The organism is Ornithinimicrobium carbonis (assembly GCF_050703245.1).
In the GTDB taxonomy this organism is placed as follows: Bacteria; Actinomycetota; Actinomycetes; order Actinomycetales; family Dermatophilaceae; genus Ornithinicoccus.
Window position 1 is genome coordinate 2216340 of the sequence record NZ_CP192647.1, and the last position, 12035, is coordinate 2228374.

General features: G+C 68.9%; 9 protein-coding genes and 2 pseudogenes. 8 read left to right on the forward strand and 3 right to left on the reverse strand.

The window, feature by feature from the left end:
* Positions 1-142 precede the first annotated feature (142 nt).
* Positions 143-970 carry an SDR family oxidoreductase gene (locus ACQ95T_RS11105; protein WP_425943750.1) on the reverse strand — a complete coding sequence of 276 codons (828 nt, stop codon included), beginning with the start codon at positions 968-970 and terminating at the stop codon, positions 143-145.
* A gap of 88 nt (positions 971-1058) precedes the next feature.
* Here ACQ95T_RS11105 and ACQ95T_RS11110 point away from each other — a divergent pair, with 88 nt between their 5' ends.
* The 4 genes and pseudogenes from ACQ95T_RS11110 to ACQ95T_RS11125 all read left to right on the forward strand — a co-directional run bounded on the left by ACQ95T_RS11110 (position 1059) and on the right by ACQ95T_RS11125 (position 4450).
* Positions 1059-1601, forward strand: coding sequence for a TetR/AcrR family transcriptional regulator (locus tag ACQ95T_RS11110; RefSeq protein WP_134774141.1), 543 nt, complete (start codon positions 1059-1061; stop codon positions 1599-1601).
* A 1170-nt stretch (positions 1602-2771) separates the two neighbouring features.
* Positions 2772-3397: pseudogene (locus tag ACQ95T_RS11115) on the forward strand (IS256 family transposase); the annotation flags it as partial.
* Between the two features lie 59 nt (positions 3398-3456).
* Positions 3457-3981, forward strand: coding sequence for a transposase (locus tag ACQ95T_RS11120; RefSeq protein ID WP_431472927.1), 525 nt, complete (start codon positions 3457-3459; stop codon positions 3979-3981).
* Between the two features lie 58 nt (positions 3982-4039).
* Positions 4040-4450 (forward strand): LysE family translocator, encoded by a 411-nt coding sequence (locus ACQ95T_RS11125; RefSeq protein WP_431472928.1) that lies wholly within the window; start codon positions 4040-4042, stop codon positions 4448-4450.
* A gap of 580 nt (positions 4451-5030) precedes the next feature.
* Here ACQ95T_RS11125 and ACQ95T_RS11130 read toward each other — a convergent pair.
* Positions 5031-6329, reverse strand: a complete 1299-nt coding sequence (locus ACQ95T_RS11130) for an ISL3 family transposase (protein WP_425943747.1) — start codon at positions 6327-6329, stop codon at positions 5031-5033.
* A 760-nt stretch (positions 6330-7089) separates the two neighbouring features.
* On the opposite strand from ACQ95T_RS11130, the gene ACQ95T_RS11135 reads away from it, so the two are divergent.
* Complete coding sequence (locus ACQ95T_RS11135) at positions 7090-8496, forward strand: IS1380 family transposase (RefSeq protein ID WP_425943745.1); 1407 nt, start codon at positions 7090-7092, stop codon at positions 8494-8496.
* Positions 8497-8656: 160 nt separating this feature from the next.
* Complete coding sequence (locus ACQ95T_RS11140; RefSeq protein WP_425943743.1) at positions 8657-9382, forward strand: HEAT repeat domain-containing protein; 726 nt, start codon at positions 8657-8659, stop codon at positions 9380-9382.
* A 343-nt stretch (positions 9383-9725) separates the two neighbouring features.
* On the opposite strand, the pseudogene merA reads toward ACQ95T_RS11140, so the two are convergent.
* Positions 9726-11117, reverse strand: a pseudogene (merA, locus tag ACQ95T_RS11145) (mercury(II) reductase).
* Between merA and ACQ95T_RS11150 the strand changes: the two are divergent.
* Positions 11044-11256 (forward strand): hypothetical protein, encoded by a 213-nt coding sequence (locus tag ACQ95T_RS11150; RefSeq protein ID WP_431473914.1) that lies wholly within the window; start codon positions 11044-11046, stop codon positions 11254-11256. The pseudogene merA and the gene ACQ95T_RS11150 overlap by 74 nt on opposite strands.
* Before the next feature lie 5 nt (positions 11257-11261).
* Complete coding sequence (locus ACQ95T_RS11155; protein WP_122263854.1) at positions 11262-11651, forward strand: heavy metal-responsive transcriptional regulator; 390 nt, start codon at positions 11262-11264, stop codon at positions 11649-11651.
* The last annotated feature ends 384 nt before the right edge of the window (positions 11652-12035 follow it).

Here is a 12035-nt window from a genome sequence, read left to right on the forward strand (position 1 = left end):
TCGCGTGGCCGTGCCACCCCCTCCAGGCCCCAACTGGCGGCCAGGACCGGACACCCGCGTCCGGTCCCGACGTTGTCGTCCGGGCGGCCCCGGTTCAGCATCTGGGCACCATGACGTGCCGGGCCTGTCTGAACCGGGTGGGTTACCGCAGGCCCAGGAGTCGGGCTCCGATGGCGTCGTTGAACCGCGTGGGCAGGACTGCGTTCATGGTGACCATCGCCCGGGCCTGGGCCCCGGCGGCGTAGCGAGCACGAGGGCGGCGCGCAGTCAAGGCCTGCTCGACCACGCGGGCTACGACGTCCGGCGGCACGGTCCGGGCCTGGAGCGTGCTGACCAGCTTGAGCATGCCGCTGATGTGTTGCGCGTAGAGCTCGCGGTGGTTGGCCGCCATGCCCAGCTCCATGGCATGGAGCAATGGCTGGATCTGCTGCCACGGGCCGGTGTCGGTGGGGCCGGGCTCTACGACGGACACCTCGATGTGCCAGGGCCGGAGCTCGACCCGGAGCACGTCCGCGACTGCTTCCACCGCGAACTTCGATGCGCAGTAGGCGCCCTCCATGGGCACCGGTGCCCGGCCGCCGGTGGAGGAGATGAAGACGATCTGGCCGCCGCCGGTACGGATCTGCGGCAGTACGGCCTGCGTGACGGCGACCTGGCCAAAGAGGTTGACCTCGAACTGGCGGCGAAGGTCTGGGATGGACACGGTCTCGATCGGGCCGAGCACGCCGATGCCGGCGTTGTTGACGAGGGCGTCCAGCCGGTCGGGCAGGTTGTCGGCCAGGGCGGCGACGTGCGCCTCGTTGGTGATGTCGAGCAGGACCCTCGTGATGCCGCGGTCCTCGCGCCCCAGGCCCTCCCCGGTGAGTTCCTCGCGCACGCCGGCGAAAACGGTCCATCCGGCGCGGGCCAGTCGCAGCGCGATGGCCTCGCCTATCCCGCGACCGGCTCCGGTGACCAGTACCGATGGCATGGGGAACATCCTTCCCGGCAGGCGCCCCGCCTCACCACGCCACACTACTCGCGTAGTGGCACGGTGTCACTACTCATATAGTGCTCAGATGAGATCGTTGCGGGACCGTGCCCTCGATGCCGCCATCGAGTTGGTGGGCACCCAGGGCCTGAAGGCCTTGACCCACCGCCGGATCGACGAGCGGGCCGACCTCCCGCCGGGGTCCACGTCCAACTACTTCCGGACGCGCGACGCCCTCCTTCGTGGGGTGGCGGACGCCATCCTCGAGCGGGAGATCTCTGGGATGCGAGCCACGTTCGCCCCGCAGTCGGCCGAGGAGCTCCTCGAGGCCATGGTGGCGCTCCTGGACCGCACCACCGAGGACCAGCGCACACTGACCAGCGCACGGCTGGTCCTCTTCATGGAGGCGAGCCACAATCCCGCCTTGCGTGAGAGCCTCGGACGGGGTCGGGCAACCTTTGAGGCCGCCCTGCAGGGGGCACTTGCAGAGCTGGGCGCCACGGACCCGGTTGCGGCGACCCGGGCCATGATGGCGTGCGCGGAGGGACTGATCCTGCATCGCGTCGCCCGCCACGACGACAGCGACATCCGGCCGGTCCTCGAGCTCGTCGTCCGCGCCGTCCTGGCCTGAAGGCGTTCGTGACCCGCCAGCGAACGAAGGCGACCACCGTTCCGACGCTCGTTGGCCTGGCGCACGGGTCGCGCAGGCAAAACGCTCCGGCCGCGCGACGAGCGGCAAATGGGTATGGCTCCGGCGTCTTGATCAGTCGGGTCAAGAGCCCCGTCGGCAGCATGCCTGGGGCTAGTCTGTGGCCATGAGCGCCTGGCTCACCATCGAGGTCCAGGAAGGCGACGTCTCCGCCGATGGGTGGCGTCGTGCCCATGGCGAGCTGCTTCTCGAAGCGGCGGTTACCAACGGGGCTAGCGATTGGGTCTGGCACACCCCTCGGTGGGGCGTCATCCTAGAACTGCAGTTCGCGGAAGAGCTCGCGCGGGAGTCCTTCCGGGAGCTTCCGGCAGTACTTGCTGCACTGGACGCCGTCCCAGACGCTGCGTTCGGCTTGCACGTTTACCCCGGACGCGGAGGTAGCTCCGGCAGCGCAGTTCCCCGGCGCCCTCGACCATCTCCCCTCAGCGATACTGCCATGGCTGAAGAGACCCAAGACGAGTTCATAGATCTGCCACCCGGCGAGCACTCGTACTGGAGCGGCACCCGACCCTAGGTTCGCTGCTTGGCATACGATGCCAGATGCGGCAAAGTCGGACGTCACGCTGGAGGGCTGGTGACTACTGATCCTTTCCGCGCAACAAGCGGATTCGCTGTAGCCAGCCCCGGGTGGAGATCGCACCGGCCACAGGGTCTGCGCCCTGCCGCTGCGCCATGAGGACCCCCGCCGCTGCGCCGAGAACACCCTGCTCGCACTTGGTGCAGACCCGGCGTCCAGTCGCCGTTCGACGTGCTTGACCCCTGAACATTCGACCGCACTCGACGCAGGTGAACGTGCTCATCCGTGCACCCTATGGTGATTCCGGTTCAGCCTGCAGGAATGCGTTGCGGCGGACGCGTGCGTCCCACGTCAATGCGACTGGGTCGGACGAGCGTAGAGTGGAGTCCACCAGAGTGGTGTACGACGACACCCGGTGAGCGTGTCCTGCTGAGGTAGGCGCGGCCACCGGTGTGATCCTTCGAGTGAACCTTCCACAGAACTCTCGAAGAGGAGCACCACCGATGACCGCTGGACCCATTATCGACCCGCATCAGTTCCTGCACGAGCAGCTCGCGCAGGCGAGCCCTGACCTGATGCGTGAGCTGCTGCAGTCCTTCATCAACAGCCTGCTCTCGGCCCAGGCCGACAGCGTGTGCGGCGCCGACTACGGCGACCGCAGCACCGAGCGCACGAACCGGCGGAACGGGTATCGGCACCGGGACCTGGACACGCGTGTGGGCACCCTGGACGTGGCGATCCCCAAGCTGCGCGAGGGGTCCTTCTTCCCCGAGTGGCTGCTCGAGCGTCGTAAGCGGGCCGAGGCCGCGCTGACCACGGTGGTGGCGACCTGCTACCTGCTCGGGGTCTCCACCCGGCGGATGGACAAGCTGGTCACCGCGCTGGGGATCACGGGCCTGTCCAAGTCGCAGGTGTCGGTGATGGCGGCCGAGCTGGACGAGCACGTGGAGTCTTTCCGCACCCGCCCGCTGGACGCCGGCCCCTACACCTTCGTCGCGGTCGACGCGCTCGTGCTCAAGGTGCGTGAGGGCGGGCGCGTGGTCAAGGTGAGCGCGCTGGTGGCCACCGGCGTCAACGCCGAGGGCTACCGGGAGATCCTGGGCCTGCAGGTGGCCACCGGCGAGACCACCGCCTCCTGGCTCGCGTTCTTCCGCGACCTCGTGGCCGCGGCCTCACCAGTGCCGGGCCGGTCGGGCTGGTCACCTCCGACGCCCACGCCGGCCTGGTCGGGGCGATCGGCGCGACCCTGCCCGGCACCGCGTGGCAGCGCGTGCTCCCGCCCACTACGCCGCCAACCTCATGGCCGCCACGCCCAAGAGCTCCTGGCCCTGGGTCAAGGCGCTGCTGCACTCCGTCTACGACCAGCCCGACGCGCCGTCGGTGCAGGCCCAGTTCGACCGGGTCATCGACACCCTGGCGGGGAAGCTGCCCGCGGTCGCCACCCACCTCGAGGACGCCCGCGCCGACATCCTGGCCTTCACCGCCTTCCCCAAGGAGGTGTGGCGCCAGATCTGGTCCAACAACCCCCAGGAGCGGCTCAACCGCGAGATCCGCCGGCGCACCGACGTCGTCGGCATCTTCCCCCACCGTGAGGCCATCATCCGCCTCGTCGGCGCCGTCCTGGGCTGGGGGCACCTCCCGCTTGCGGGGGCGCAGCACGACGCCTGGGCCGAGCAGCGCCGCTACATCGGCCTCGACGTCCTCACCCGCTGCCGACACGCCCTGGCCCCCACCACCACCGGACAGGAGGAAACCGCTGCTACCGTCCCCGCACTGACGGCCTGATCAACCCCATCGAGGGATCACCGTCGTACACCACTCCACTGGACTTGACCTGATCAAGATGCTGGGTGCTGCATACCTGATCTACCTCGGGGTTCTGGCGATCCGGCATCGTCGAGCAGGTACCGGTACCGACGGCGGGGACAGTCACCGAGCACTGACGTCCTGGACCCTCCTGCGGCAGGGGTTCATCGTCGGCGTGACCAATCCCAAGACCATCGTCTTCTTCGTCGCAGCCCTACCGCAGTTCGTGAACTTCCATGCCGGCGTCATCCCCGTGCAGATGATGGTTCTGGGCTTCGTCTTCGTCCTGATCGCGTTCGTTTGCGACGCTGTCTGGGCCGTGCTGGCCAGCAGTGCTGCCTCGTGGTTCGCCCGCTCTCCACGTCGTCTCGCCGCGGTGCGTGCGACCGGGGGCGGCATGATGATCGGCCTGGGTGGCAACTTCGCGCTCACCGGCAACAAGGGCTGAGCACCTCCTTCAATTCCGGGCCCACACAGGAGCGCGACGGGTCGCACCGCACCCAGCGATCAGCGGCAGAAGCGGATGCTGGTCCTGAAGAGGAGCAGGCCGGGTGGTTGCCCAACCAGCGGCACGGTGCCACGCTGGCTGCTATGGAAATCGCGGCAAGGACTTGCCCCTCCTGCGGGGTCGACGCCCATCCCGTGACGGCAACCGGCGTCGGGAGGCTGGATCAGCCCGGCGTCACGCTGCGCATGCCGTACCAGTGCCGCCGCGGCCACCGCTTTATTGCGAAGATCGAGACGCGAGAGTTTGAGCCGTCGCCGCCGGCGAGCTGATCCGCTGGCCGACTGCGGGTGTTCGACTGCAGAGGTCGCGACCTGCGGCAGAAGCGGATGTCTGCCTCTAGCGGCGCTGCACTCTATCGACTACCGCTGCGAGACGAGGCAGGTGGTCACGCCACCCGGCTGGAACGGGCCACAGCAGCACAACGATCAGCATTGCGAAGGGCAGAACTAGCATCTCCGGTACCCCCAGGAACAGGAAGAGGATCCCGCAGAAAATCGGGCTCTCCTGACACATGTGTGGGTCAGTTCCGGCCTGGGAGCGCGGGGCGGTGACCGCCGAGGTTGAGCAGTGCGAGGGCGATCAGGGCCTCGGCGGAGTGGAACCCGAACGCTATGCGGGTGATCAGGCGCACCTTGGTGTTGGTGGACTCGACGAGTCCGTTTGACAGGTCGTGCTCGATCGCTGCCAGGATCCGGTCGCGGTGCTTGACGATGCTCTTCTGCAGCTTCACGAATGCGGGGATGCGGCACCGGCGGGCCCAGCTGATCCACCGGTCCAGGGCCTCGACGGCCTCGTCGTAGGGCAGCTGGAACACCACCCGTAGGCCCTCCTTGAGCAGGTAGGCGCGGTGCAGCCTCGGGTCGGTGGCAGCGACCCAGGCGAGTTTGGCCTGCTGGTTCTCGGTGAGGTTCTCCGGGTTCTTCCACAACGCGTACCGGGCACCCTTGAGCGCCTTGGCCCGCTCGCTGCCTGGTCGTGGTGGGGCGTCAGCGCCAGGACGGCCAGGACCGCGCCTGGGCTCCTTCCGGGCCAGCGCACGGGCGTCGTTCCACGCTTCGCGGCGGACCTCATCCAGCGCGTCGGTGGCCCACTTCACGATGTGGAACGGATCGGCCACCCGCACCGCCTGAGGACACCGCCGGACGACGATGGTGTCGATGAAGTCCGCCCCGTCAGCCGAGACGTGGGTGATCTGGGCGCTGCGCTCGGGGCCGAGGAGGTCGAAGAACTCGCCCACCGTGGCGCTCGTGCGTCCCGGCGCGGCCCAGACGAGGCGGCGTGCGTCATGGTCGACGACCACCATCAGGTACTTGTGGCCCTTCTTGTAGCTGATCTCGTCGATCCCGATCCGCCGTAGCCCGGCGAACCGGTCGTGGCTGGCCTCGACGTCGGCCCAGACCCGGGTGATGATCGACCCGACGGTGCGCCAGCCGATGCGCATCAGCTCGGTCACGGTGGACTTCGAGGACTGGGTCGCCAGCCACGCCACCTGATCGTCGAAGGCGTAGGTGTGGCCCGCGTCGTGGCGCGCCCACGGCACCGAGGCGACCACCACCCCATGAGCGCGGCACCGCACCCGTGGCGTGTGGGCCTCCAGCTCGGCCCGGATGGTGCCCAGATCCAGTGCGCGCCAGCGCCGCCGCCCCGGGCCGGCGTCATACCGTGGGCTGCGCCGTCGACACTTCACGCACCGGCCCCGCTGCCGGGCGGTGGGTCGCACGTGCGCCACCAGCACCTCGGCGTCCTCGTCGAACTCGACCCGCTCCAGCACCGTCTTCTCGACCCCGAGCAGACTGCGCCATAGGCTGACATCACGCACGCCGTTCTCCTGACCACTGGCTTCTGTTCCTTGACAGCTCAGAAACCTAGGCAGGGAACGGCGTGCGCCCTACTCAGCCGCGCTCAAACACCCACAGATGTGTCAGGAGGGCCGAAAATCGAGCCGGCAAACATGATCAGGGTCCGATACCAGCGCTCGACAGGTCGCCAAGGGTGGCGCGACGGGTACCTGTCCATGCTGCAAGGTTAGGCGCTGACTGCGACGCCGATGAGCGGAGGAGTGCTCGCGGCTTCCACCGTGCCTGTCGGCCGTCCTCCTGGCGGCATGAGCGTGCCCGTCGCCCTTCGCTTGGTTTGGCTGTCCGGCTCCAGGATCTGGTGCGTTCAGTCGACGTCTTCAGCGTCCTTTTCCCTCGGCGGTCTCCAAGCAACCCATTCGCGGAGGATGCGGCGAAGCGGAGTAGAGGCCACAGACCGACCAGTGATGGATACACGGAGAGGCACTAGCAACCGTAGGGCTCAACGATCCCAGTGTCCGGCTGGCGCTCCGAACCGTGCTTGAGTTGCGGCAGGTGCCTGTCGTAAAGCTCTGCTCCTGGATACCCGCAAGTCATTCCTGGGCGGCGCAGAGGCTGGTGCTACCAGCGGGTTGACCCTCACGCACGGTGAGGCCTTAGCCTGGATCCACCGATCGGGTGAGCCGGTGAAGCGGCGTGGGAAAGCGAGAAATGCCCTTCTGACCTGGGAAGATACGACTTGTCTAGAGCACGTATCACCCAAACCGGAAGGGCATCTCGTAGATGCAACTCTCTCACACCCTCCCCGTGGTCTCCGCGACGTTCGATGACCCCAACCTCGTGTCTGCCGCCGGGCTTGTCCCGCTGATGACGCTGGCCGAAGAAGCCGGCCTGCACGCCCTGGGCGATGAGCACCTGAGCCTGCCGACCGACAAGGGCGCCAACGCCGGCGCCAAGCTGGCCGCCCTGGTGGCGGGTATGGCCGCCGGCGCGGACAGCATCGAGGATATGGGGCTCTTGCGCCACGGCGCGATGGGCAAGCTGTTCGAACGGCCCTATGCCCCCTCCACGCTCGGTTCGTTCCTGCGCACGTTCACCTTCGGCCACGTCCGCCAGGGCGACGCGGTCGCCTCCCGCTTCACCCTCGCCCTGGCCGGGCGCACCGGGCTGCTGGGCCGGGCCGGCGACACCGGGACGGTGCTGCTCGACCTGGACGACACCATCGTGGAGGTCCACGGCTACGCCAAGCAGGGCGCCGGGTTCGGCTACAGCGGGGTCCGAGGGTTGAACGCGCTGCTGGCGACCGTGTCCACCGAGCAGACCGCCCCGGTCATCGCCGCCCAACGCCTGCGCAAGGGTTCCGTGGGTTCCTCCCGTGGCGCGGCCCGGTTGGCCACCGATGCCCTGGCGCTGGTCCGGCGCAGCCACCTGGCCGGGCGACCGGTGCTCCTGCGCGCCGATTCCGCGTTCTACTCCGCCGCCCTGGTGGGCGCCGCCGACAGGGCCGGTGCACAGGTCTCGATCACCGTGCGGCTGGACCCGGCGGTCAAGCGCGCCATCGCCGCGATCGCCGAGGACGCGTGGACCACGATCAGGTACACCGACGCGATCTACGACCAGGCCACCGGCAGGTGGGTCTCGCGGGCCGAGGTCGCCGAGATCGACTACACCGCGTTCACCTCGGCCAAGAAGTCCGAGCAGGTCACTGGCCGGCTGGTGGTGCGCCGCGTCCCGGACCTGAACCCCAGGGCCAAGGACGGGCAGGAGTCGATGTTCGACACCTGGCGCTTCCACGCGTTCTTCACCACCACGCCCGCCACCGAGCGGGACACCGTGGCCGCCGACCAGGTCCACCGGGGCCACGCGGTCATCGAGAACGTCCACGCCGACCTGAAAGCCTCGGCCCTGGCGCACCTGCCCTCGGGCAAGTTCGCTGCCAACGCCGCCTGGCTCATCGCCGCGGTCATGGCGTTCAACCTCACCCGCGCCGCGGCCACCCTGACCGGCAGCACCCGCCTGGCGCGGGCGACGACGCCCACGATCCGCCGCAAGCTGGTCAACCTGCCAGCCCGGGTCGCCTCCTCCGCCCGCCGCCTCCACCTGCACCTACCCCGAGACTGGCCCTGGGAGCACGCCTGGACCGTCCTCTACGACGCGCTCCGCCCCGGCCGGGCCGCAGCACCCGCCTGACCCCAGCCCCCGTCCCTACCAGCAGGAACCCAGTGGAAAAGCCGGGCAGACCGGCAGTTCACGCGCGCCCTCACGACCCTCGCCCCGTCAAAGACCTGACCCCGTCCTACAGCGGCCCATCCACCTGCCCATCGGTGGATCGAGGCTTAGCGTCGGCCACGTGAACCAGCCCCGTAAGCCTTTAGCCGACAACCCTTCGGCCGCACTCGCCGCCCTGGTCCACCCGGACAAGGACATGCGTCAACACGCAGCTGTCGCATTAGGTCAGCGAGCCGAGCCGCATCTGGCACCTCGCATTGCCGAGCTGCTGTGGCAAGAACCTGACTATTTCGTTCGGGAAACCTTGACCTGGGTCCTGACCCGGACCCCTGAGGCAGCCGCAGACGCAGCTTCGTCGGCGCTTTCCGTCGGCGATGTCAACACCCGCCTGCAGGCACTACACCTTCTCAGTAAGCTCGCCGACCCCAACACTGTTCCCGTGGTGGCGCGGTTCATCGACGATGCCGACCCTCTTGTCGCGGACAAGGCCCGGTGGGCACTTGCCCGGATCGCGGACCCCTCGGTCATTCCGCTCCTGGTTGACCGGCTCGGCGACACGGACCAGACGGCGCGCGATGCGATGACCACGGCGCTGTCCCAGTTCGGAGCGCCAGCTGTGCCGACCATCTGCACGGCCCTGACCACGGCGAATGATCCGAGCGCGCGCGCTCATGCAGCCGACGTACTGTGCTTCATCGGGGCACCGGGCGCACATGAGGCTGCTCCCGCCCTAGCCGACGCGTTGCACGACGACCACCCCGATGTCCGGCTGGCCGCCACGCTAGCCCTCCGCGAGCTGGTCGACTACCCCCCCGGCGCGCAAGGCGCTCCTAGAAGTCAGCCATAACAGTGACGACTCCCGGGTCCGAACAGTCGCTCGGCTAAGCCTGTAACTTCCCGCTTGTCCGTGGTGCCGGCCGTGAGGCCTCGTCGCAAGGACTGCCGGGCGACGGACATCTGCGACGCTGACGTTTCGCCGTCCAATGAAGCGTCGAATCTCGTGACACCATGCGGCACAGCGTCGCCACCTCGAAGCGGCAGATGGGGACGTTTGAGAGGTCTCCCAGTGAGTGCATAGTTATGCAGTCAGAGGTCTCTGTCGAGATGGCCTGCGGCGGTTCGACTGAGGGTCGGTTCGGCCAGCACGTCTGGCCGCGCGTCTGTCTGACGATGTGTCCGCAAGGGGATCCCTATACGCGGGTTTCATGCCGCGCGCAGGAGAGTTTGGTGATGTCGGTGGTGAAGGCCTGGGCGGTGAGCTTGAGGCCTTCGGCCATGGTCAGGTAGGGCTCCAGAGGTTGGCGACCTGGTCGGTGGTCATGCCGGCGTCGAGGATGTAGTAGACGCCGGCGGCGGCGAGGTCGCCGGCGTCCTGGGCGAGGGCGGTGATGCCGATGATGCGTCCGGTGTCGGCGTCGGTGACCATCTTGATGAGCCCGCGGGTGTCGCGGTTGACGATCGCGCGTGGGACGTGCGCGAGGGACAGGACGCGGCTGTCGTAGCGGATCCCGGTGGCGGAGGCCTGCTGGCCGGTCATCCCGACGGTGGCCAGGGCGGGGCTGGTGAACACGACCCGGGGCAGGTGGCGGTAGTCGACCTCACGGCCGGCGCCGGTGAGGGCGTTGTCGGCGACGATGGTGCCGTGGGCCGCGGCGACGTACACAAACTGCGGGTGGGCGGTGACGTCACCGGCAGCCCAGATGCGCGTGTTTGTGGTTCGCAGGTGATTGTCGACGACCACCGCGCCGTGGTCGCCGGTGCGCACGTCGACGGTGTCGAGGCCGAGGGTGCCGATGACCGGGCGGCGCCCGGTGGCGACGAGAACCTCAGCGCCCCGGAGCTCCTGTGAGCCGCCGCCGGCGGTGGTGGCGGTGACCGCGACCTCGCCGGCGGCCTGGTCGCGGCGGACCGCGGTGGGCACCGCCCCGCGGATGATCTGGATGCCTTCGTCGGCGAAGATCTCCTGCAGGGCGGTGGCGGCCTCGGGTTCTTCGTGGGACGCCAGGCGGGAGCGGACCAGCATGGTGACCCGGGCGCCGAGCCGGGCGAAGAGCTGGGCCTGCTCCATGGCGACATAGCCGCCGCCGATGACCAGCAGCGATTTCTGGGACGTGGTCCAGCTCCATCGCGGTGGTCGAGGTCAGGTAACCGGCCTCCTGGAGACCGGGGACCGGCGGCACCCAGGGCGTGGAGCCGGTGGCAATGAGGTAGCGCGCGGCGCGGACCCTCTTCACCGTGCCGCCCGGGCCGGTGACGCGCAGCGCCGGCTCGGTCGGCGTGCCGACGAACGTGGCCTCCCCGGGCAGGAGGTCCCATCCGTACTCGGTAGCCAGGTCCACGTACTTCTCGCCGCGCAGCGATCCGACGAGCTCATCCTTACCGGCGACCAGGGCGGGCATCTCCACCGGCCCGACGCCGGGGACCGGCAGGCCGGGGAACCGGGCGGTGTCGAGTGTGACGTGGCGGGCCTCGGCGGCCGCGAGCAGGGCCTTGGAGGGCACACACCCGGTGTTCACGCAGGTACCACCGACGGTGCCCCGCTCGATCATCACCACCCGCTTGCCCAGGCTGGTGGCGCGGATCGCGGCCGCGAACGCCGCCCCACCGGACCCGATCACCGCCAGGTCATACGACCCGCCCTTTGCCGTTGCCGTCATGAGCTCCTCCTTCATCGCCCTCAGGATCGACCTTCCAGGGCACTGGAAGGTCAAGGCAGAATGAGTGGCATGCGGATCGGTGAGGTGGCCCAGGCGTCAGGCACGACAACCAAGACCCTGCGGTACTACGAGGAATTCGGGCTGCTGCCCGCCGCGGACCGGACCCCGGCGGGGTACCGGGACTACGGGCTCGACGTGCTCGACCGGCTCGACTTCATCGGCCGGGGGCAAGCCGCCGGGCTGACCCTGGCGCAGATCGGCCAGGTGCTGGACATCCGCGACCGGGGGCAGGCCCCCTGCCAGCACGTCACCGACCTGCTCGACACCCGCCTCGAGGTGATCGACCGGCAGCTCGCCGAGCTCGCGCAGCTCCGCGCCAAGATCGCCGACCTGCGCGAGGACGCCGCCGCCGGCGACCCGGCCACCTGCTCCCCCGAAGACGTCTGCCGCTACCTGTAACCCCCGAGGGTCACGGGCCCGTGGCACCATCGCGACATGGTCGATGACACCCAGCAGCGATGCTCGTGCTGCGGCCGCCTGCGGCCACGCAGGTCGCTCCACGCACTCGGTAGCGAACCGGCCTACATCTGCCGAAGGTGCGGGCTCTGGGTCGCCCTTCGCATCTCCCGCGACTGAACGACACCGCCCGCAACGCGAAGACGCCGCCAGCCGGGCGGGCGGGGGTCAGTAGCGCGGCGCGTCGCCGGGTCCCTGACGAGCTAGAGCTCGGCCTCTCTACGGCACCTTGGCGCTGTCAAGCTGGCGATGCAGCAAGCTGGCGAACCCCAGATACTCCAGCGCCGCCGTTCCGATTAAGGAACCTTGAACGGGAATGATGCAGGT

Excerpts from the sequence above, each read along its gene's own strand:
- ACQ95T_RS11110 (WP_134774141.1), top strand. The coding sequence starts at position 1,059 with ATGAGATCGTTGCGGGACCGTGCCCTCGATGCCGCCATCGAGTTGGTG.
- ACQ95T_RS11155 (WP_122263854.1), top strand. The coding sequence starts at position 11,262 with ATGCGGATCGGTGAGGTGGCCCAGGCGTCAGGCACGACAACCAAGACC.
- ACQ95T_RS11125 (WP_431472928.1), top strand. The coding sequence starts at position 4,040 with ATGCTGGGTGCTGCATACCTGATCTACCTCGGGGTTCTGGCGATCCGG.
- ACQ95T_RS11105 (WP_425943750.1), bottom strand. The coding sequence starts at position 970 with ATGCCATCGGTACTGGTCACCGGAGCCGGTCGCGGGATAGGCGAGGCC.
- ACQ95T_RS11135 (WP_425943745.1), top strand. The coding sequence starts at position 7,090 with ATGCAACTCTCTCACACCCTCCCCGTGGTCTCCGCGACGTTCGATGAC.